The 21310-nt window shown below is 60.5% G+C and carries 26 protein-coding genes; 14 read left to right on the top strand and 12 right to left on the bottom strand.

The features are described from left to right. Positions 1-71 precede the first annotated feature (71 nt). The 7 genes from J3O30_RS26000 (at position 72) to J3O30_RS25970 (ending at position 8182) form a co-directional block, all read left to right on the top strand. On the top strand, positions 72-1058 hold the full coding sequence (locus J3O30_RS26000) for a sugar ABC transporter permease (protein WP_207584661.1): 987 nt from the start codon (positions 72-74) through the stop codon (positions 1056-1058). After that, positions 1055-1891, top strand: a complete 837-nt coding sequence (locus J3O30_RS25995) for a carbohydrate ABC transporter permease (RefSeq protein WP_207584660.1) — start codon at positions 1055-1057, stop codon at positions 1889-1891. Before J3O30_RS26000 ends, J3O30_RS25995 begins: the two co-directional genes overlap by 4 nt. A 3-nt stretch (positions 1892-1894) precedes the next feature. Beyond that, positions 1895-3067, top strand: a complete 1173-nt coding sequence (locus J3O30_RS25990) for a glycoside hydrolase family 88 protein (RefSeq protein ID WP_207584659.1) — start codon at positions 1895-1897, stop codon at positions 3065-3067. Between the two features lie 15 nt (positions 3068-3082). Next, positions 3083-4192 (top strand): sn-glycerol-3-phosphate ABC transporter ATP-binding protein UgpC, encoded by a 1110-nt coding sequence (ugpC, locus tag J3O30_RS25985; protein ID WP_207584658.1) that lies wholly within the window; start codon positions 3083-3085, stop codon positions 4190-4192. Positions 4193-4212: 20 nt separating this feature from the next. Further along, on the top strand, positions 4213-4938 hold the full coding sequence (locus tag J3O30_RS25980) for a YesL family protein (protein ID WP_207584657.1): 726 nt from the start codon (positions 4213-4215) through the stop codon (positions 4936-4938). Between the two features lie 40 nt (positions 4939-4978). Continuing rightward, a complete protein-coding gene (locus J3O30_RS25975; protein WP_207584656.1) occupies positions 4979-6253 on the top strand; it encodes a sugar ABC transporter substrate-binding protein in 1275 nt (424 codons plus the stop codon). A gap of 78 nt (positions 6254-6331) precedes the next feature. Continuing rightward, positions 6332-8182, top strand: a complete 1851-nt coding sequence (locus J3O30_RS25970) for a DUF2264 domain-containing protein (RefSeq protein ID WP_207584655.1) — start codon at positions 6332-6334, stop codon at positions 8180-8182. A gap of 166 nt (positions 8183-8348) precedes the next feature. Here J3O30_RS25970 and J3O30_RS25965 read toward each other — a convergent pair whose 3' ends face one another. Next, on the bottom strand, positions 8349-8858 hold the full coding sequence (locus J3O30_RS25965) for an HIT family protein (protein ID WP_207584654.1): 510 nt from the start codon (positions 8856-8858) through the stop codon (positions 8349-8351). Positions 8859-9110: 252 nt separating this feature from the next. On the opposite strand from J3O30_RS25965, the gene J3O30_RS25960 reads away from it, so the two are divergent. Then, a complete protein-coding gene (locus J3O30_RS25960) occupies positions 9111-9374 on the top strand; it encodes a hypothetical protein (protein WP_207584653.1) in 264 nt (87 codons plus the stop codon). Positions 9375-9419: 45 nt separating this feature from the next. Then, positions 9420-9689: a cyclase gene (locus J3O30_RS25955; protein ID WP_207584652.1), complete on the top strand. Its 270-nt coding sequence runs from the start codon at positions 9420-9422 to the stop codon at positions 9687-9689. Positions 9690-9829: 140 nt separating this feature from the next. On the opposite strand, the gene J3O30_RS25950 is transcribed toward J3O30_RS25955, so the two are convergent. The 8 genes from J3O30_RS25950 to J3O30_RS25915 all read right to left on the bottom strand — a co-directional run bounded on the left by J3O30_RS25950 (position 9830) and on the right by J3O30_RS25915 (position 14570). Continuing rightward, positions 9830-10246, bottom strand: a complete 417-nt coding sequence (locus J3O30_RS25950) for an HD domain-containing protein (RefSeq protein ID WP_207584651.1) — start codon at positions 10244-10246, stop codon at positions 9830-9832. Positions 10247-10250: 4 nt separating this feature from the next. Then, the gene (locus J3O30_RS25945; protein ID WP_207584650.1) at positions 10251-10577 is read right to left on the bottom strand and encodes a DUF2934 domain-containing protein; all 327 of its coding nucleotides are present in this window, start codon (positions 10575-10577) and stop codon (positions 10251-10253) included. Positions 10578-10632: 55 nt separating this feature from the next. Beyond that, positions 10633-10986: a hypothetical protein gene (locus tag J3O30_RS25940; RefSeq protein ID WP_207584649.1), complete on the bottom strand. Its 354-nt coding sequence runs from the start codon at positions 10984-10986 to the stop codon at positions 10633-10635. A gap of 130 nt (positions 10987-11116) precedes the next feature. Continuing rightward, the gene (locus J3O30_RS25935) at positions 11117-11407 is read right to left on the bottom strand and encodes a hypothetical protein (protein ID WP_207584648.1); all 291 of its coding nucleotides are present in this window, start codon (positions 11405-11407) and stop codon (positions 11117-11119) included. 337 nt (positions 11408-11744) lie between these two features. Continuing rightward, positions 11745-12023 carry a DUF6522 family protein gene (locus J3O30_RS25930; RefSeq protein ID WP_207584647.1) on the bottom strand — a complete coding sequence of 93 codons (279 nt, stop codon included), beginning with the start codon at positions 12021-12023 and terminating at the stop codon, positions 11745-11747. Then, entirely contained in the window at positions 12017-13204 is a 1188-nt protein-coding gene (locus tag J3O30_RS25925) for an HPP family protein (RefSeq protein WP_207584646.1), read from the bottom strand. Before J3O30_RS25925 ends, J3O30_RS25930 begins: the two co-directional genes overlap by 7 nt. A 69-nt stretch (positions 13205-13273) precedes the next feature. After that, entirely contained in the window at positions 13274-14179 is a 906-nt protein-coding gene (locus tag J3O30_RS25920) for a LysR family transcriptional regulator (RefSeq protein WP_207584645.1), read from the bottom strand. A 172-nt stretch (positions 14180-14351) separates the two neighbouring features. Then, positions 14352-14570, bottom strand: coding sequence for a hypothetical protein (locus J3O30_RS25915; RefSeq protein ID WP_207585205.1), 219 nt, complete (start codon positions 14568-14570; stop codon positions 14352-14354). Between J3O30_RS25915 and J3O30_RS25910 the strand changes: the two genes are divergently transcribed. Together J3O30_RS25910 and J3O30_RS25905 are read left to right on the top strand one after the other, a co-directional pair. Next, positions 14515-14826, top strand: coding sequence for a hypothetical protein (locus J3O30_RS25910; protein ID WP_207584644.1), 312 nt, complete (start codon positions 14515-14517; stop codon positions 14824-14826). The genes J3O30_RS25915 and J3O30_RS25910 overlap by 56 nt on opposite strands. Positions 14827-15118: 292 nt before the next feature. Beyond that, complete coding sequence (locus J3O30_RS25905; RefSeq protein WP_207584643.1) at positions 15119-16162, top strand: tartrate dehydrogenase; 1044 nt, start codon at positions 15119-15121, stop codon at positions 16160-16162. Between the two features lie 63 nt (positions 16163-16225). Here J3O30_RS25905 and J3O30_RS25900 read toward each other — a convergent pair whose 3' ends face one another. From J3O30_RS25900 to J3O30_RS25890, 3 genes are read right to left on the bottom strand one after another with little or no spacing between them, the layout of a single operon-like run. After that, on the bottom strand, positions 16226-16894 hold the full coding sequence (locus tag J3O30_RS25900; protein ID WP_207584642.1) for an aldolase: 669 nt from the start codon (positions 16892-16894) through the stop codon (positions 16226-16228). A gap of 15 nt (positions 16895-16909) precedes the next feature. Next, positions 16910-17908 carry a LacI family DNA-binding transcriptional regulator gene (locus tag J3O30_RS25895; RefSeq protein WP_207584641.1) on the bottom strand — a complete coding sequence of 333 codons (999 nt, stop codon included), beginning with the start codon at positions 17906-17908 and terminating at the stop codon, positions 16910-16912. Between the two features lie 13 nt (positions 17909-17921). After that, complete coding sequence (locus J3O30_RS25890; protein WP_207584640.1) at positions 17922-18146, bottom strand: hypothetical protein; 225 nt, start codon at positions 18144-18146, stop codon at positions 17922-17924. Between the two features lie 106 nt (positions 18147-18252). Here J3O30_RS25890 and ltnD point away from each other — a divergent pair, with 106 nt between their 5' ends. The 3 genes from ltnD to otnK are packed head-to-tail and all read left to right on the top strand — an operon-like array spanning position 18253 to position 21272. Then, positions 18253-19197: an L-threonate dehydrogenase gene (gene ltnD / locus J3O30_RS25885; RefSeq protein WP_207584639.1), complete on the top strand. Its 945-nt coding sequence runs from the start codon at positions 18253-18255 to the stop codon at positions 19195-19197. Between the two features lie 14 nt (positions 19198-19211). After that, positions 19212-19988: a 2-oxo-tetronate isomerase gene (otnI, locus tag J3O30_RS25880; RefSeq protein ID WP_207584638.1), complete on the top strand. Its 777-nt coding sequence runs from the start codon at positions 19212-19214 to the stop codon at positions 19986-19988. A 3-nt stretch (positions 19989-19991) separates the two neighbouring features. Next, the gene (gene otnK / locus J3O30_RS25875) at positions 19992-21272 is read left to right on the top strand and encodes a 3-oxo-tetronate kinase (RefSeq protein ID WP_207584637.1); all 1281 of its coding nucleotides are present in this window, start codon (positions 19992-19994) and stop codon (positions 21270-21272) included. The last annotated feature ends 38 nt before the right edge of the window (positions 21273-21310 follow it).

The raw sequence follows: 21310 nt of genomic DNA, 5'->3' as shown, positions 1-21310 counted from the left end.
TGTATTTTGCGATTTCCATAAAATTCATATGACACATTCAGAACTTGTTTGACCAATAGGGGATTTGTGCTATGTCGATGCGAGAGGAAGAGGAGGCATCGGTGTCCCTATCGAATTCGGTCATCGCAGCGGATGGCGCTCTGGCAGCCTCCGGCCGGAAGGTCACGGTCCTGTCCAAGCGCCAGCGCAGGATACGCAACGCGCTTGTCGCCTACTCCTTCATTGCGCCAAATTTCATCGGCTTTGCCGTCTTCACGCTCGGCCCGATCCTGTTCGCCTTCGCGCTCGCCTTCATGCATTGGGACGGCTCGAACGCGATCACATTCGCGGGCCTCGACAACTTCTGGCGGCTGTTCGAGGACAAGGCCTTCATCGCGGCGTTCTGGAACACGGTTATCTACACGGTCGCCTCCGTGCCGGCGACGCTCGTCTGCGCCCTCGGCCTCGCCGTTCTCCTCAACCAGAAGATCGTCGGGCGCGATTTCTTCCGCACGGCGATGTTCTTCCCTTATGTCGCCTCGCTGGTCGCCGTCGCGGTCGTCTGGAACATGATCTTCAACCCCGAGATGGGACCGGTGAACATGGCCCTCTACACGCTCGGCCTCGACCCGAAGAACATGCCGGGATGGGCAGCCGATCGCCACTGGGCGATGGTGACGGTGATCCTCTTCGGCATCTGGAAGAACATGGGGTATTACATGGTCATCTATCTGGCCGGCCTGCAGGGCATCAATGCCGAACTCTACGAGGCCGCCGACCTCGATGGCGCCAATTCCTGGCAGAAATTCATCCATGTCACAGTGCCGCAGCTCGGCCCGACGACCTTCTTCGTGACCGTCATGCTGACCATCCAGTCCTTCAAGGTATTCGATCAGATCTACATGATCACCCAAGGCGGACCCGGCACCTCGACGCTGGTCCTCGTCTACCACATCTACAACGAAGCTTTCATTTCCTGGGATCTCGGCTATTCCAGCATGGTTTCGCTGGTGCTGTTCTTCCTCGTCCTCGCGGTCACCGTCTTCCAGTTCCGGCGCCAGAGGGAGGACGAGGCATGAGGATCGCCGGACGCAAGGTGACCGTCGGGACGGTCGCGATCTATGCCATCGTCATCGCCGTCACGCTGATCATGCTGATGCCCTTTGCCTGGATGCTTTCGGCATCGCTGAAGCTCAGCCGCGACGTGTTCGCCTTCCCGATCGAGTGGATACCGTCCGTACCGCAATGGCAAAACTACGTCGATATCTGGACGAAGATCCCGCTCGCCCTCTTCATCTACAACACCTCGAAACTGACGATCATCGTCACGCTGCTGCAGCTTTTGACCTCCAGCTTTGCGGCCTACGCCTTCGCCAAGCTGAATTTTCCCTATAAGAACACTCTGTTCCTCGGCTACATCGCCACCATCGCCATGCCCTGGCAGGTCTATATGGTGCCGCAATTCCTGCTGATGCGCGAATTCGGCCTCAACAACACCCATCTGGCGCTGATCTGCCTGCAAGCCTTCACCGCCTTCGGCGTCTTCCTCATGCGGCAATTCTATATGTCGATTCCGACCGAACTTTGCGAGGCGGCCCGCATCGACGGCATGAACGAGTACCAGATCTGGGCACGCATCATGCTGCCGCTGTCGAAGCCGGCGCTCTCGACCCTGACGATCTTCACCTTCGTCACCACGTGGAACGACTTTCTCGGGCCGATGATCTATCTGACCAAGACCGAGCTGAAGACGGTCCAGATCGGCCTGCGCATGTTCATCTCGCAATATTCGGCCGAGTATGGGCTGATCATGGCGGCCTCCGTCGTCGCGCTCATCCCGGTTCTCGTCGTCTTCCTTGTACTCCAGCGCTTCTTCGTCGAAGGCATCGCCTCGACCGGATTGAAGGGTTAGGCCATGAACGCCATTTCCTCAGTCGCCCCGCAGCCGATCACCGACGAGGAGGTGAAAACCGCGCTCGATCTCGCTGTCGATCAGATCCGGCGCAACCTTCCCGAATTCACCCATGCCGCGCAGAACCATTCGAGCGTCAAGAATTTCTACCCCGCTGTCGCCAACGACCAATGGACAGCAGGCTTCTGGCCGGGAGAGCTGTGGCTCGCTTTCGAACACAGCGGCGAGGCAGTTTTCCGAGATGCCGCGCAGACCCAGGTCCAGTCGTTCCTGCATCGGATCATTAACCGCATCGAGACCGATCATCACGACATGGGCTTTCTCTATTCGCCCTCCTGCATCGCCGCCTGGAAGCTCGTCGGAGACGAGGATGGGCGCCGGGCTGCGATCCTCGCCGCCGACCAGCTGATCGAACGTTTTCAGCCGATCGGCCAATTCATCCAGGCCTGGGGCCGCAAGGGTAAAGCAGAAGAATACCGCTACATCATCGACTGCCTCTTGAACCTGCCGCTTCTCTACTGGGCAAGCCGCGAGACCGGTGATCCGAAATACCGCGAGATCGCGCTCATCCACGCCCGCACCACGCTCGCCAATTCGGTGCGGCCTGACGATTCCACCTATCACACCTTCTATATGGACCCGGTCACCGGAGCGCCGGTGCGCGGCGCCACCAAGCAAGGCTACAAAGACGACAGCGCCTGGGCGCGCGGACAGGCCTGGGGAATTTCAGGCATGGCGCTCTCCTATCGTTACGAGCGGATTGAGGAATATCGCCAGACCTTCGACCGGCTGCTCACCTTCTATCTCAACCGGCTGCCGGCCGACATGGTGCCCTATTGGGATCTCGTCTTTTCGGACGCAGACGGCGAGCCGCGCGACAGCTCGTCGGCCTCAATTACCGCCTGTGGCCTTCTGGAGATGGCCGATCTCGTCGAAGCCGAAGCCGCCGAGCGTTATCGCACGCTGGCGCGGCGGATGATGAAGAGCCTGGCCGACCACTATGCGGTCAAGGATCCCACGATCTCCAACGGCCTGGTGCTGCACGCCACCTATTCGAAGAAATCACCCTTCAACACCTGCCGCGGCGAGGGCGTCGATGAATGCGTCTCCTGGGGAGATTATTATTACATGGAAGCTTTGACGCGCCTTTCGCGCCGCTGGTCTTCCTATTGGTGAATTCAGGAGGACCCGATGGCCAGCATTTCGCTTAAAGAGCTGAACAAATCCTACGGCGCGCTCACCGTCGTCCACGACATCGATCTGGAAATCGCCGATAAGGAATTCATCATCCTGGTCGGCCCTTCCGGCTGCGGTAAATCGACAACGCTGCGGATGATCGCCGGCCTCGAGGAGATCTCGGGAGGAGAACTGAAGATCGGCGGCGACCTGATGAACGACGTCCCCTCCAAGGATCGGGATATCGCCATGGTCTTCCAGAACTATGCGCTCTATCCGCATATGACCGTCTACAAAAACATGGCCTTCGGCCTGCAGCTCAGAAAAGTATCGCGAGACTTCATCGATGCCCAAGTGCAGGATGCAGCCAAGATCCTCGACATCGCCCATCTCCTGAACCGCAAGCCGAAGGCGCTTTCGGGCGGCCAGCGCCAGCGCGTCGCGCTCGGCCGCGCGATGGTGCGCAATCCCGCCGTCTTCCTTCTCGACGAGCCGCTTTCCAATCTCGACGCCAAGCTGCGCGGCACGATGCGCTCCGAAATCACCAAGCTGCATAAGCGCCTCAACGCCACGTTCATCTACGTCACCCACGACCAGGTGGAGGCCATGACCATGGCGGACCGGATCGTCGTCATGAAGGACGGCCACATCCAGCAGGTCGATACGCCGCAGAACCTCTACGATCGTCCCGTCAACATGTTCGTCGCCGGCTTCATCGGCGCGCCGCAGATGAACATGCTGCCCTCGACTGTTCAGCGCCGGGGCGACGGCTATGTCGCCGTCTTCGATGGTCGGGAATTGCCGCTGCCTGATCATTTCGACAAGGGCAGGATCGCACCCTATGAGGGACGTGAACTGGTGCTCGGCATCCGGCCTGAGAATTTTCACGAACTGCCGCCGGCCGACATCTCGGAAGAGAATCTGGCGCCGCTGGATGCGGTCGTGGAACTTGCAGAACCAATGGGCTCGGAAGTGCACCTGAACATGGTGGCGGGCGGCCGCAATCTCATCGCCCGGGTCTCGCCGCGTTTCCGTCCGGCGATCGGCGAGACGGCAAGGCTCGTCGCCGACATGAGCAATGCGCAGCTGTTCGACAAGGAAACGGAACGCTCGATTCTTTACTGAGGCGACTGCGGGAGAAGGCTATGCAGCGGTTGCGGGACATGTGGACGAGGGAGGGGCCGGGCATTCGAAAGGATGCTCCGAAGCGGACCGGTCTTGCCTTGTTTGCCGAGATCCTCGCCCGCGAATGGTGGGAGATGGTCAAGCTGAACGTCCTGTTCATCCTGGCTTCGCTCTTCGTCGTAACGCTGCCGGCCGCGCTCGCCGCCATGGCCCGCGTCTCGGTGGCCTTCGTGGAGGATCGCAACACCTATCTCCTCAGAGAGTTCACCGAAGCTTTTCTGCGCTACTTCTGGCGCGCCACCGCCTGGGGCCTGGCACTGACGGGCGCTCTTGCGATCTGCATCCATGCGATCATGACCTATGCCGCCGGCGCGCGGGATGACCTGTTGCTCGCCGCACCGCTGACGATCGCGCTCGCCGCCGCCGCCTTCGTCGCGGTTTTCGCCTGTCACCTCATCGTTTTGATGGTGATGCGCGATCTGCCGGCTCTCCGGCTGCTGCGGTTGGCTGCGCTCGCCTCCGTCCTCCGTCCGTTCCCGGCGCTTGCAGCGCTTACCTTCGTCGCCACACTGTGGCTGGCGCATATCCTCTTCTATCCGGTTTCCGCCTTCATGCCGGCAACCGTCAATTTTTCACTCGGAATGTTCGCCGTCGCATTCGGCGTCCATCGGGCGGCGGTGTTGGTGCTGGACTTGCCAGAGGCGACGCAGCCGCACCGTAAACCGCATGCACAAGACGCTTCATAAGATATCTGATTCAGAAACGATCCAGGGAAGGAGAACAGCAATGTATTTGGATAAACTCGGGAGGACGATGAAACTTGCCGTAGCAGGTTTCACGCTGGCAGCGGCAACGGCCGGCGTAGCGCTTGCCCAGGACGCGGTGACGTTGAAATGGGCTTTGTGGGACTGGGACAAGACCGCCTATTACAAGCCGCTGATCGAGGCCTATCAGGCCAAGCATCCGAACGTGAAATTCGAGCCGATGGATCTCGGTTCGCAGGACTACCAGCAGATGATTTCGACGCAGCTGACCGGTGGCTCTAAGGATATCGACATCGTCACCATCAAGGACGTACCGGGCTACACCAATCTGGTGCGTGCCGGCAATATCGCCGATCTCAGCAGCTTCGTGACCGAGCAGAAAATCGATCCAACTCCCTATGGCGGCCTGCTCGAGGAACTGACCATCGACGGTAAGATCTATTCCCTGCCGTTCCGCTCCGACTTCTGGATCGTCTATTACAACAAGGACGTCTTCGACAAATCAGGCGTTCCCTACCCCACCAATGACATGACCTGGGCGCAGTTCGACGCAACCGCCGAGAAGCTTTCGGGCGGCATGGGCGCCAACAAGACCTATGGCGCGCTCTTGCATACCTGGCGTTCGACCGTTCAGCTGCCCGGCATCCTCGACGGGAAACACACGCTCGTCGATGGCGACTACGCCTTCCTGAAGCCTTGGTACGAGCGAGCGCTCACCCTGCAGAAAGATGGGGCCATTCCTTCCTACGCCTTCCTGAAGACATCGAACACGCATTATTCGGCGCTCTTCTTCAACGGTACGATCGGCATGCTGCCGATGGGAACCTGGTTCGTCGGCACCCAGATCGCCAAGGTGAAATCGGGTGAATCGAAGAGCAAGAACTGGGGCATCGTGAAGTTTCCGCATCCGGACGGCGTAGCGGCCGGCACCACGGCTGCCCAGATCTCCGGCCTCGCAGTCAACGCCAATTCCGACCACAAGGCTGCCGCGCTCGATTTCATCAAGTTCGTCACCGGTCCCGAGGGCGCTGCAGTCATAGCATCGACGGGCACCTTCCCGGCGCTTAAGACCGCTGACGTCAGCGCAAAGATCGCCGCAACGCCAGGTTTCCCTGAGGACGCGGCCAGCAAGGAGGCTCTGATACCGTCGAAAGCCTATCTGGAGATGGCGGTCAACCCGAACGCTGCCAAGATCGAGGTCGTGCTCAACCGCGTCCATGACGCGATGATGACCGACAACACCTCCGTCGACGACGGCTTGAAGGAAATGACCGAAGGCGTGAAGGCCATCAAGTAGACTTCATGAGATGCCGACGGCCGCGGACCAGGACATGGCCCGCGGCCAATCCTGTTTCAGGAAATTTCCGAGCTGACGATGATATATGATCCCACCGCGGCCAACCCGCTTTCCGGCAATCCTCTGAAGACGCGCGACGACCTGGCGAAGGCCGTCATCGACCTCTTCGCACCGCTTCTGCCCTATTTTTCCGAAGGCGGCGCCCGTGTGCGCCTCGGTGCTACCGGCGCGATCTTCGACCGGGCAGCGGCGGATCTCGAAGGATTTGCGCGGCCACTGTGGGGCATTGTCCCGCTCGCGGCCGGCGGCAGCCATTTCCCGCATTGGGATCTCTATCGGCGCGGACTGTCTAATGGGACCAATCCTAATCATCCCGAATATTGGGGCGATCTTGCCGACCGCAATCAGCGGCTGGTCGAGCTGGCTGCCGTCGGCTTCGCATTGGCGCTGGTGCCTGAACATATTTGGGAGCCGTTGAGCGATAGCCAGAAGAAGACGGTCGCCGCCTATCTCGTCGCGGCACGAGATCTCGAATTCATCGACAACAACTGGAAATTCTTCCGCGTCCTCATCGATCTCGGGCTGGAGCGCGTGGGTGTTGCGTTCGACCGTGGGAAAACCCTGACCTATCTCGACGAACTCGAGACTTTCGATCTCGGCGAAGGCTGGTATCGCGACGGGCCTGTGCGGCGGGTCGATCATTACATCCCCTTCGCCATGCATTTTTACGGCCTGATCTATGCCGTGCTGGCGCGTGGCGACGAGGCGCGTAAGGACCGCTTCCGCGATCGCGCCCGGACCTTCGCCGGGGATATCCGCCATTGGTTCGGCCCCGATGGCGCCGCACTTGCCTTCGGCCGTAGCCAGACCTACCGCTTCGCGGCCGGTGGCTTCTGGGGCGCACTTGCCTTTGCCGGCGTCGAAGCGTTGCCCTGGGCTGAGATCAAGGGCTACTACATGCGCCATATCCGTTGGTGGTCAGCCATGCCGATTGCGGAGCGAGACGGCGTTCTCTCCATCGGCTATGGCTATCCGAACCTGCTGATGAGCGAGAGCTACAACTCGCCCGGCTCGCCCTATTGGGCGTTGAAATTCTTCCTGCCGCTCGCACTTGCGGGGGATCATCCATTCTGGACCGCCGAGGAAGCGCCGCAGCCGGAATTTTCGGAGCCGGTTGCGTTGAAGCAAGCGGGAATGGTCGCCATGCACACACCGGGAAACGTCGTCGTGCTCTCCTCCGGCCAGCAGCACGACAAGATGCGCGGCGCAAACGAGAAATATTCGAAATTCGTCTATTCCACCCGCTACGCCTTCAACATCGAAGCCGACGACCGGAATTTTTCGGCCGCAAGCTTCGACGGCATGCTCGGCCTCTCCGACGACGGCGTCCACTTCCGCATGCGGGAAACCCTCGAGGAGGCGCTGATATCTGGCGATCGGCTCTATTCGCGCTGGCACCCTTGGAGCGATGTCACCGTCGAGACCTGGCTCATCCCCGAAAACCCCTGGCACATTCGCATTCACCGCATCGCCACGCCGCGGGCACTGAGCACCATCGAGGGCGGCTTTGCGATCGAACGCGCGGATTTCAATGCCGACCGATCCGAACAGGCGAAAGGCCGGGCTATCTGGTACGGCCAGACGGACGTCAGCGCCATCGTGGATCTATCGCCCGATCCGAGGGCCGGCCATGCGATGAGCCCGATCCCGAATACCAACCTCATCCACGCCAAGACCCTGCTGCCGCAGCTACGCGACGAAATCAGTCCGGGAACCACCTTGCTGGCAACCGCGGCAATGGCTTTGCCGAGCCGCGAAAACTGGACAAAGGCGCTGGGCAATCCGCCGGCTGGTCCGGATCTTGACGAGCTGGAGCGGTGCTTCCGTGAGAAAGGCGTGCGTGTGCCGGCCTTTGCTCTGTGGATGTAGCTGCAAATCCCGCCGGCGAGCCACTACGGGCTGACGGGATATGACGCGAGTTACGTCGCCCTGGGGAAAACACAGGGCCTGCCTCTGGCGACGGCCGACCGAAAGATGGCGGACGCCGCACATAGCGAAGGCATCACCATCCTTGGACCACTCGAGCGTCGTAAGGCTAACTGTGATTAGTCCGCTCGGAATAGTACGCTTCAGCGATCCGCTGCGCCAGTTCCGCCATTTGATCATCGGGTATCTGCAGAACGCCGTGTTCGGCCATCAACGCGTGGTATTGCTGCTCCTCAAGCGGGACGCCCGAAGGCAAGGGAACGACGTGAAAATGTAAATGGCTATTGGCTTGCTGACTGCCGAGCGAAAGCACATAAATTCGCTCGGCATCGAACACCCTTTTGAGGGCACGCGACAAAATGTGAACCTTCTCCTGTAGTCGCAGATATTCGTCTGCCGATATGTCTCGCGCCAGATCCTCACGGTGCTCCTTCGGACAGACAAGGCAATAGCCGGGCAGAGTGGGATATTTGCTCAGGAAAATGATGGTCTCGTCGTCGTCATAAACGCGATGATGAAAGAAGGCCGGGTCATCCTCGACCAAGCCGCAGATAAAGCATGGCCTTGTTCCGATGCCTTGCACATAGGCTTTGAGATTAAATGGTTCGCGTTCGATCATTCTGAACCTCAGCCATCTCACGCGTGGCTGCGGTCGCGGACCCCGGAACTACCACAAGCCATTCTCGGAAAACTAACGCAACAGTCAAACCCGCTGCCGACCATAGTATATTCGGATTACTCCGGATAATTATATTTATATTTTTGATGCAGCGATCGTAAACGGCCATTCAACGCAATATTGTTGAAATGAAACTCAGTAAAGCGTAGTGATGTACTCGGCTTTCATTTTCCAATGCCAGAGGAGAAGGCAATGCCTACAATAATGGCCTATCACAATGTAAAAGACACAAAACACTGGCTCGCTTCACCTATGCGTAAACAGGTATTCGAACCGATCGGCGTCACGAACATTCGCACGTTTATAGACCCCCAAACGTCTAACCGCGTCGGCCTGGTCATGGACGTCGCCGATATGGAAAAGTTGATGGCCTTCATGCAGACCAAGGCAGCTGCCGACGCGATGGCGCATGACGGCGTCTTGCCCGAGAGTCTGGTGCTCCTCGTTCAATCATAACACGCGTCCCGACCAAACCTGAAAAATTCAACGCGGGAGGATGATATGACGACATTATTCGTGCGGCACGAGGTCTCCGACTACGCCGCCTGGCGCAAGATATATGATGGGTTTTCTCCGGTGCAGAAGGCCAACGGGGTGATGGCGCAAGCCGTTTATCGCGCGATCGACAATCCGAACGATATTACCGTCACCCACGAGTTTGCCACGCTGGAAGCGGCTCAGGCATTCAGCAAGCTTGACGAGCTGAAAACGGCGATGCGCACGGGAGGCGTGCTCGGCGCCCCGACGGTGTGGTTTACCAACAAAACGTGAAATGGATTGAAGACTTCGGGACGTTGGCACTCGCGGACACAAGCCGCGGGCCCGTTCTGTCGCATGGCTGACGTGAGCGATCATTCGCTACCGCCGATTGCCGAGCTGGGTGGCAATTGCCAGCGAACCGGGCGAATTTATTACCTGCTCTTCAGCTCGCGCAAGAGATCCAGGCCGCGCTGGTATTTTTCCGCGTTCTTGCCGGCCTGTTCGGCTTGACTGAGATTGTCTTCGAGGTCGGCCTGTTTGACCGGCAGGGCCAGCGGGTTTGATGCCGCACGTCTGACGAAGTCGTCATCCGGCTCGTCCGTCCGCCGCGTCAAAGCATCCACCGCGGAGATAATCCCCGGCGGAAAGCCTTCCTCCCTCAGCCTGTCGAGCGTCCACCCACTTCCCTTCTCGACGACGTCGTGAAGGTAGGCGACCGTTCGCGTCTCGTCGCCGGAAACCAGAAGCGCTACCCGCTGGCAGTGCTCGAAGAACGGCCGGTCGGTCTTATCAGCCTGCCCTTCATGCGCCTCGAGAGCGATTTGGATGGCGTGGTCGAGATGCTGCATGGAATTACGGCCCTTCGGCCTTCCTGATCTTCCGCTGAGACGGCTTTTCGCCTGTCGTCATCTCGATATCAGGCATGGTAGTCTCGGCGGCCCGGCCGGGCTTAGGTGGTTGCCGATCGAGATCGCCGCTCTCACCGGCGCCTTGAAGCAGCGCCGCATCATCCCTGTCGTCTTCATCGAGCAGGTCTTGCAGTGTCTCGTGCTCATCCTCGCCGGCCAGTTCATCGCAGGCTTGCAGCCAATGGCGCTGGTCCGCGCCATCCGGCCGGCCCTCGGCCTCCCAGATTTCGTAGGCGCGGCGACGTATCTGCTCGTGCTTGTCTGTAGCCATGACTTCCTCCGAGCGCATTCGAGTGAGCCGTTCGAATATACGGCCGGACTGCCGCTTAGGGCGTGTTTATGGTAGGAAGAAAATCCTCTACCTGTTTGCGCTCATCCTTTGAAAGGGTCTCCACCCTTTCCTTCCAGAAACGCTCAGCCTCCGGCGGATCCTCATCCCACTGGCGGACATCGGTGATGTTGTCGTCAATTTTTGACCGGCGGCGACCGCCAAGGCTGAGATATTTCTTCGCAAGCTTCAGGCTTGGGGTTTCGGTGTCGCTGTCTTCGTCTATCACCGCGCTTATATTGCTGCGGGCACTCTCCAATGTCCTGCGACGATCGTTCGCGGCCTGCTGCGTATCGGCGGAGCGCGCGTCGTCAGTGCCGCTTTCCGGCGGCACTGCGGATCTGGATACCATACCACTTGTCCTCCCATTCATTCAAAGGATGTTGCAATCCGATAACCCTCGCGGGTAGCGAGAGTTCCCGCCTATTGGCAATGATTTGAGCGGAGGATCGAGCAGGAGCACACGGCTGGTAATCCGGCCATCAATGAACGGCCATGCTCACCATCCGATAGGGATGCACAGCCTCGAACTGCGAGATCATCGCCGTGGCCTGGAGCAGCACGCGCTCGGCATTCTCGGGATCGTCACGGGCCAGTTCATCGGCGTTGACCCGGATCGCTTCCGCCATGTTGATGGAAAGTTCTGCAAACTGCGCATCGCCCTCGACAAGGGCCTCACGTGCCGTGTCTTCCAGCGTACGAGCGATATCGACGAAGATTTCCTCGCGTTCCTCAATGCTGAGGTCTTTGATTATGTTGGTCTTCTCTTCCATATCACTCACTCCAAAAACGTGTGTCAAAAAGACATCGGCCAAAAGACATCGGCCAAAAGACATGGGTCAGTAACCGAGCTCATCGAGCCTCGATCACCGGGAGCTAATAGCGCTGAAATGTGGATTCGAGCCTGAGCGCAGCTTGAACTCGCCTTTCAACACGGCACCATTCGCCTGGGCCGGGGGCAACTCAACTATCGTCTTTATTTCGAACGCCGGAGTCGATGATCGGTTCCCTGAAGGCGTGCATGACTGTTACGACAGGCGAACGCGGTGAAACAGGTCGGATACGTGACGCGGTCCGACATCTACGCGTCACGCACGATGCATACCGGTGTCAGCGCGGGTGCCGTCCAGAGGGTTTTCCCCGAAGAACGGTCATTTGCTCCTGCTGCACTTCATTTTCATCATTCAGAACGGCTCGCCAAAGCCTGTTGCCGAGCCGAACCGATACCCGCCTGGTGCCCTCATGTTCAGCGGTGCCGATTTCCACGGTGCTGACAACGGAGCCATGCCGCATGTGACGGCGCAGGTCGGCCAGCGACAGCCCGAACCGTTCCGCCAGTTCTGTTGATTCCAAAATGAAATTCCCATTCGGATCGCGCTCGATCAGCACCGGCTATCCTCCAACTGTGCTGCCCGATGGCAGCCGGTTTGCGCCGCCACCCAGGCCACGGCCGGGATCGGGGCGCTGTCCTTCGGTAGCAGCCGCGCCACTGCGCTTAAGAGATCCGTCTGCGATATCAGGCCAAGGATGCGGTAATCGTCATCGACAATGATGACGGCATGCGTACGGCCGTCGCTCAGAACGGGCAATAGCGACAAAGCGGCATCCGAAGGTCTCGCTACCGCCGGCCTCGAGATCGCGCGCGCGATGGTCTCCGTACCTTCGGATAATTCCCGCAAGCCGACGGTGCCGATGAGGCGACCCTCTGGATCTTTCACCGGCAGGGTACGAATATTGTGCTTCAAGAGAAGATGCCGCGCGGCAACCGGTTCTGCAGCTTCGCCAATAGCGATTACGTCACGCGACATGATATCCGCGCAACTGATCTTGTCGTTGGAGCGGATGGCTGCCTGCAGCTCGACCTGTTGCAGCAGCCGGCCGAGGTCCGCCCGATCGACATCGAAGGTTTCGTCGAGCGCTTCGAGGGCGGCATCGACATCCTCCTCACGAAAACCCACCCGCACGGCCGATGGCAGATCGATCGTCTGATGGGTGTTCTCCGCCGGCTTCGGAACGACGTGCGGATAATTCCGCTTGGAAAGCTTGTGGAACAGCAGGCCGAGGCCGACGAGAATGCAGGAGTTCAAAGCGACGGGCACGAAGGGAAAGAGGAAACCCCAGCCGGCAACGACAGGACCGCCGAGCACCGCGGTCAGCGCCGCCGCTCCGCCAGGCGGATGAAGGCAGCGCGTAAAGGACATCGCGCCGATGGCAAGCGAAACGCCGACACCGGTCGCGATGATCGGATCGTGAATGAAGTAGGCGGCAATGATTCCCATGAGGGCGGAAATCGTATTGCCGCCGATGATCGACCAAGGCTGCGCAAGCGGGCTTGCAGGCACCGCGAAAAGCAGCACCGCGGACGCCCCCATCGGCGCGACGATCAAGGGAAGATGCGGCCCCTGCCCGAACAGATAACCGCTGATGACGCCGGTAAAACCAATGGCCAGCAAAGCGCCGACACATGCAATCAAACGCTCTCGTAAGGTCGCGCCGGCCAGAATTGGTGAAAACAACCGGAAGCGACGGAGGCGGCTTAATCCCACCTTCGGGGAAACGGGATACGGCATGACAACACCAATTTTCAAGCGAGGATTATCTGGCGGACTGAGAGAAGAAGAAGAAGAGGGGCGGGCGGGCTAGTGTGCTGCCAGCCTGATATCTCTGCCTTTTGTCGCGTTGAGGACTTCATAGAATGCATTGAACGCACTCGGCCGATCATTCTTGCGGTAGACGAGCAGCGTTTCGACTAGCCCCAGCTGGTGGGTCTGAACAGACGTCGGCCAGTGCATGAGGTCGAGAACGGATCTCGGCATCACACCCGCCGTATTCCCGGTCGCCACACTCGCCAAGATCGCGTGGTAGGAGCCTAGTTCGCTCGTCGGCAGGGCGCTCGATTTGCGCGCCCAGTTTTCGGCTATCCTGCGATAGGTGCAGCCAGGCTCCAAAGCGGCAATCGACCCGACGCGCAGGTCGGCAGCGGATTTGACCGCGGGATGCCCGGACGGCAGCACGATCAACAGATCTTCGACAAAGACCGGCTCCATCTCCAGCGCCTTGAGTTCAGCCTCGAAACCCACGTCTTCCCCGCGCATTATCTTGGGCGGGCGGGCAATCAGCGCGCAGTCCAGCACATCGGCCACAACGGCGCGGGCGAGATCGCGGGACGCCCCCATCGTCAGATGAAGCGACACATCAGGCCACATCCGGTTGAACTGCCTCAGCGCCGCCGGCAGCCTGCTTGCCGCCGTGCTCTCCATCGTGCCGACCCGCAATATCCCCGATGGGGCAAGAGGCCGAACGGCCTGGCGCGCTTCGAGTGCCAGCGCCATCAGCCGGTTGGCATAGGCAAGAAACGTCTCGCCTTCCCGCGTCAACGTCATCTTCTTGCCGTCTCGGCTGAACAGGGAAACGCCGAGGTCGTCCTCCAATTGCCGGATGCGCGTCGTCACATTCGATGGCACCCGGCCGACGGCCTTGGCAGCCTTGGTAACGCTGCGGTCGCCGGCAACGGCGAGGAATATCTCGATCGAGGAAAGGTCCAATGAAAGATCTCTGTTCCAGAATTAAGGAGAAGGATAATTCTCTATATAAAAATCATTGTCCCAGCTCAAGCCGGTTTCGGCATCGGACGAAAAAGCGAGCCGGAAATCCGGATGGCCTGTTTTGAGGGCTCATCGTCCACGCTCCAATCCCCAACGCGATCGCCACTGAATGTCACGCCATCCGCGAACCGACCAAGCAGGCGAATGCCGAAAAAAGGATCGCTACGCCGCGGAAATAGCCATTAAGCAGCGGCACTGCCCTGCCGTACGGCGATTGCGGCTGGCATGGCGCTTGCATCTGCAAGTCCATCTGCAGATCGATCGGCGACGACCCCATGTTGCACCTTGTCTTGACCTGTCTTCTTTTGAGCGTCGCTTCAGGCTTGAGCATGCGGCGTTTCCTTCTACCATATTTCCCAGGCGGCGATCTCGCCGAGAAAGCTGCCCCTGTGACAATCGTCGCAAGTGCCGTCTTTCTGGCGACAATCGCTTTCACTGTCTCCGATCAGGATCTTTGGGCAAAATTTGTCATCGTGATGCTCGGCCTTTTATTGGCGGCCATGTTCGACGATGCAAGGCCCAAGCTGACGATTGCCCTCTCCGCCGTCAGTTTGGCGACCTATCTCGGGCTGCGTTCGATTATCTGAGCCGCCCGGCCTCAACGGGGACACTGCAGCCTTATTGGCGGTATCGTGCGCTCGGAAACTTTTCCGCCCGGACCGGAACAGGCCGCTCGATACAATTCACTGGCGAGGCCGGCGCAAACACAACAATCGACCAAATCTCGGTCACTTTCGGCAAATAAAGCCTGAGCCTCCCTCTAAAGTCATTGCCGAGCGACCGCAATACGCCGTCTGGGATCGGCAAGGTCCCGGCCGCGAAGCCCAGTTCGCCAACAGCAAGAGCAAGCGTGTGCTCATCAGCCTATGAGGACCTGCGATGAAGACCTACAAGATCGCCCTTCTGCCCGGAGATGGCATTGGCCACGACGTGACGGAAGCAACCTGGGCCGTACTCGAAAAGGCAGCTCAATCGAACGGATTTTCTCTTGATGCAACCAGCTATCCCTGGTCCTGCGACTACTATCTGGCGAACGGCAGCATGATGCCCGGCAATGGCATCGAAACGCTGAGATCCTTCGATGCCATCCTGCTCGGGGCGGTCGGATGGCCTCGCAAAGTGCCGGATTCCGTTTCATTGCATGGGCTTCTGCTGCCGATCCGCAAGGCTTTCGTGCAATATGCCAATATCCGCCCACACCGGCTGCTGCCGGGTGTGCAGGGACCGTTGCGGTCGGAGAACTTCGACATCCTCTGCATTCGCGAAAATACCGAAGGCGAATATTCCGGCGCCGGTGGCCGTGTTCATCAGGGGACCGACAGCGAGGTGGCAGTGGAGACCTCGATCTTCACCCGCAAAGGGGTCGAGCGCATCCTGAGGTTCGGTTTCGAACAAGCCCGTGCGCGCCGCGGCAAGCTTGCCTCGGTGACAAAGTCCAACGCGCAGAAATATTCGATGGTTTTCTGGGACGAGATCACCCACAGGCTTTCCGCTGAATATCCCGATGTCGAGGTGACCAGCTACCATATCGACGCCATGGCCGCCCGCATGGTCATGGCGCCGGAAAGCCTCGATGTGGTCGTCGCGTCCAACTTGTTCGGCGATATCCTGACCGACCTTGGCGCCGCCATCCAGGGCGGGCTCGGCTTCGCGGCCTCCGCCAACATCAATCCCGATCGCTCGGCGCCGTCGATGTTCGAACCGGTGCACGGCTCGGCGCCGGATATCGCCCATCTCGGCAACGCCAATCCGATTGCCGCCATCTGGTCGGGCGCAATGATGCTGGAGCATCTGGGAGAAACGGCTGCTGCCGGAGAGGTAATGGCCGCAATCGAGGCGACGACGGCACGCGGCATCGGCGCAATTCCCGGCAAGGACAAGACGGACGCGATCACGGCATCGGTGCTGTCTGCGCTCGATTAGAGCAGAGTACCGACAAGGGTGAGCGGTTTTCGCGCCCTAAACTCAGAATCTTGTTCTAGCCGTTCAATGGTCGTCGTGATCGTGATGCGAAGGAAGGTCGAGGCCAAACGTGTCGACCAAATCGGTCACCTGCCCGGGGCTGAGGTAACGGGGATTGAGATTGCGCAACAGCAGATAGAGCTTCGCCGTTTCCTCCAGTTCCTCGGTCGCAAAGACCGCCGCCTCCAGACTGTCACCGGCAACGACAGGTCCGTGGTTGGCCAGAAGCACCGACGAATACTTGCCCGCCAGTCCGCGGATGGCGTCGGCCACCGCTGGATCGCCGGGACGGTAATACGGCACCAGAGCGGTTTCACCGGCGCGCATGAGATAATATGGCGTCATCGGCGGCAGGGCGGCGCGCGGATCGATCTCCGGCAGCATGGTCAGCGCCACCGCGTGGGTGGAGTGAAGATGGACGATGGCGCGGGCGCTGCCGCGTGTATCGTAGAGAGCAGTGTGCAGCGGAATTTCCTTGGTCGGCTTGTCGCCGGACAAGAGCCGGCCTTCGGCGTCGAGCCTGGAGATCCGTGCCGGATCGAGAAAACCGAGCGAGGCGTTGGTCGGCGTGACCAGCCAGCCACCGTCATCGAGCCGCAACGATATGTTGCCCGACGAACCGGGCGTCAGCCCGCGCTCGAACAGCGAGCGGCCGTATCGGCAAATTTCTTCACGCTGGCGCGCGTCGGACATGACACTTCCTCCATATTACGCGGTTGCGCCTTCGATCAGTTCAAAACCGAGATCGACGGCCTGGGACGGCGCGTTGGCGACGACCAGTTGTGCGGCTATCTCTCCCGTCGCCACGCGCGGTGTTCGGATGGTCGATAAGGGCTGCGGTATCGCCCGGCCGATATCGAGGCCGTTATAGCCGAAAATGGCGAGCTTCGAGGGGATAGCGATCCCCTCAGCCAGACAGTGAAAATAGCCGCCCAGCGCCATATCGTCGTTGGAGAAATAAACCGCATCGAGATCGGTCGTCCGACCAAGCAGCCGCTCCAACCCCAGTCTGCCGTTTTCCACAGACGAAGCGCCGGCGAGAATTTCGCGCGCGACGAGGGGCGCGCCAGAGGCCTCGAGCGTTTCGCAAAAGCTTGAAAACCGCTTGCCGGCGCGGGTATCACGATTGAGGTCGTGACCGACATAGCCGATCCGGCGATAGCCCCGCTTAAGCAGGAAGGCAGCGCTCCCCCGCCCGGCCGCGCGGTTCGAGAAACCGACAGCGATATCGAGCGCATCTCCGTCCAGATCGAGCAGTTCCACGACCCGGCACCCGCTGGCGCGCAGCATCTTCACTGTCCCGTCGGTATGCTCGTATCCGGCCAGCATGACCGCCGCCGGCCGCCAGGCCAACATCGCGGCGACGAGCGCTTCCTCCTTGCCCGGATCATAGTCGGTGACGGAGAACACCGCCTGATAACGGTTTTCCTCCAGGACGGCGCTGGCGCCGCGCAGCACATCGGGGAAGACGATGTTGGACAGCGAGGGAATGACGAAGGCAACGAGACGCGAACCGGTGGAGGCCAGCGTCCCGGCGATCCGGTTCGGCACATAGCCCAACCGTTCGACAGCGGCCATCACCCGCTCCCGCGTCTTGCCGGAAAACGAGCCGTGATTGCGCAGCACACGCGACACCGTACTCTCGCCAACACCGGCCGCTTCCGCGACTTCGGCAAGCGTTACCGCCACCTGCTGTTTGAATTCCATGGTATGTCTGAACTCACGCTTTTGGGATGGCTGCTAGATGTCGGCCGGCAACCACCGCGCTGTCACCATTTTTCACTGCCCCTGCCAAGAAGCAAGGTTTTTTTGGCAGCGCTACCAATTTGGTGTTGGCAGCGCTGCCAAAATAGACTAATGCAAATGGCAGCGCTGCCACAAATGGCTTGGCGTGCTGCGGGAGGACCGACAGGAGACCGCGGCAACAATCGGAGGAGAAAATCATGGCTCTGCGTCCTTAGCGCGTCTTACAGACGCACGGCGCTTTAAAGCCTCTCCGGGATTGCACCCGGCGGGGCACAGACTTTCTCACAGGACTGGAGAACTTCCTGATGTCGCCATTTGCTGAAAACTCGGGGCCTGCCGTCGTCGCGGCCGTCATCGGCCTTGGTTCCATGGGGCTCGGAATGGCCCGGTCGATGAAGCGCGCGGGGCTCGATGTCGTTGGATATGACATCACGCAAGCGGCAGTGGACCGCTTCATCGCCGATGGCGGACGTGGCGCGACGACCCTAGCCGGCGCGGCGAAGGGCGCCAACATCGTCGTCTCCGTGGTCGTCAACGGCGCGCAGACCGAGGCCGTGTTGTTCGGCCCTGAAGGCGTCGCGAGGATGATGAAGCCCGGGGCCGTTTTCATCTCGTCGGCAACCATGGATCCTGCGGTCGCACGCGATCTGGCACAACGGGTCGAGGCTCTCGGCCTGCACTATCTCGACGCGCCGATTTCGGGCGGCGCGGCCAAGGCGGCGCTTGGCGAGCTGACGATCATGGCGTCGGGCTCCAGACAGGCCTTCGACACCGCCCGTCCGGGTCTCGACGCCATGGCCGGCAAGGTCTACGAACTCGGCGATGCGGCCGGAGCGGGCGCGGCCTTCAAGATGATCAACCAGCTTCTCGCCGGGGTGCACATCGCAGCCGCCTGTGAAGCGATAACGTTTGCTGCCAAGCAGGGCCTCGACCTCGATAAGGTCTACGAGGTGATCACGGCCTCCGCCGGCAATTCGTGGATGTTCGAAAACCGCGTGCCGCATGTACTGGCCGGAGACTATACGCCGCTCAGCAGCATCGAGATTTTCGTCAAGGATCTTGGTATCGTCCAAGACATGGCCCGCTCCGAGCGTTATCCGGTGCCACTCGCGGCAGCAGCGCTGCAAATGTACCTGGCCGCCGCCGGCGCCGGCATGGGCCGTGATGACGATTCCTCGCTGGCGCGGCTCTACGCTAAGCTTTCCGGCGCCGAATTGCCCGGTTCCACCAAAGACCCGCACAGCCTGTAAAAGGAACGCCAATCATGCCGGTTTTCGCCGCCAACCTGACGATGATGTTCAACGAATGGGCATTCCTCGATCGCTTCGACGCCGCAGCCGATGCCGGTTTTTCCGCCGTCGAATATCTCTTTCCTTACGACGCGGCGCCGGACGCAATCGCCGAACGGCTTGCCCGCAACAATCTGCAGCAGGCATTGTTCAACCTGCCGCCGGGCGACTGGGCAGCAGGCGAGCGCGGCATCGCGGCTCTTCCCGGACGGTTCGATGCGCTGAAGGCGGATGTCGAGCGGGCATTGGACTATGCGGCGGCGACCGGCGTCAAGCGGCTGCACCTGATGGCAGGCATCGCCGACCCTGGTGGCCAAGACGCCTCCTCCTCTTACCGGCGCTCCGTCACCTACGCTGCCGGACGGCTCGCGGAAAGAGGCATCGATCTCCTGCTCGAGCCGATCAACCGGCGAAACATGCCGGGATATTTCCTCAGCGACTTCGGCGCGGCGGAAAGCCTGATTGCCGAATGCGGTCTGCCGAACCTGAAACTCCAGTTCGACATCTATCATCGTCAAATCATCCACGGCGACGTCACGATGGCGTTGCGACGCCTGCTGCCGATCACCGGCCATATCCAGATTGCCAGCGTGCCGTCCCGCAACGAGCCGGAAGGGGAGGAACTGAACTATCCCTATCTGTTCAGCGAAATCGACCGCCTGGGTTACGACGGTTTCATCGGCTGCGAATACGTCCCGCGCGGCCACACCCTGGAAGGCCTCGGCTGGTTCAGACCTTTTGCACGGAGCTAGACGATGGCTATTTTGCTCGGATCAATCGCTGACGACTATACGGGCGCCTCCGACCTCGCCAACACGCTGACGAAGAACGGTCTGCGCACGGTACAGACGGTCGGCATTCCCGATCCGTCGCTCATGCTGCCGGATGTCGACGCCGTCGTCGTTTCCCTGAAGATCCGCTCGGTCCCGGCCTCGGACGCCGTGACGGCCGCGACCAGCGCCGAGCGATGGCTGCGCCGGCGCGGCGCGGGTCACGTGCTTTACAAGATCTGCTCGACCTTCGATTCCACCGATGCCGGCAATATCGGTCCGGTCACAGAGGCGTTGAACGATGCGGCCGGCGGCGGCGTCGTGCTGGTTACACCAGCTTTCCCGGAAACGGGACGCACCGTCTATCTTGGCCATCTCTTCGTCGGCGGCCAGCCCTTGAACGAAAGTCCGCTCAAAGACCATCCCCTCAATCCGATGCACGATGCCAATCTCGTGCGGGTCCTCACCCGACAATCGCGTGGCGCTGTCGGGCTGATCGATCTGGCAGCCATTGCGGCCGGACGCGGCGCCATCAAGGCGAGGCTCGACGCCCTGCGCAATGCAGGCGTCACCGCCGCCATCGCCGATGCAATTTTCGAGCGGGATCTCGAAACGCTCGGCGAGATCGCACTCGAAACGCCGGTGTCCACCGGTGCGTCCGGCCTCGGTCTCGGCCTTGCCCGCGCGCTCGTCCGCTCCGGTCGGATATCGTCCGGCGGTGCAGCGCCGGCGGATGCCATTCGCCCCGTTGGCGGGTTTTCAGCGATCGTTGCCGGCAGTTGTTCCAAGGCAACGCTGCGCCAGCTCGACGTCGCCGAACGGTCGATGCCCGTCCTGCGGCTCGACCCGGAGCGGCTGCTTGCCGGCCCGGATGAGATCGCCGCGGCGATTTCCTGGGCGGGAGACCGCATCGCCGCCGGCCCCGTCGTGGTCGCCGCGAGCGCCGCACCCGAAACCGTGTCTCGGCTGCAATCACTTTATGGACGAGAGGCCTCCGGCCACGCGATCGAGACCGCCACATCGATCATCGCCGCCGAGCTGGTGGCAAGAGGCGTGCGGCGGCTCGTGGTCGCAGGCGGCGAAACCTCGGGGGCAGCCGTCGACAGGCTCGCCATTCCGGCATTTCTGATCGGGCCGGAGATTGCGCCCGGCGTGCCGGTGCTGCGCACGGTCGGCAATACCCAGGGCGACATGCTTCTGGCTTTGAAGTCGGGAAATTTCGGAGGCGAAGATTTCTTTGCGGCAGCGCTGGCGATGATGCACTGAGGTGTGTCCCTCGCATGCAGGATACCCCAAGCCGGGGC

The organism is Rhizobium sp. NZLR1 (assembly GCF_017357385.1).
Lineage (GTDB): Bacteria > Pseudomonadota > Alphaproteobacteria > Rhizobiales > Rhizobiaceae > Rhizobium.
This window is presented reverse-complemented; position numbering and strand designations above follow the sequence as displayed.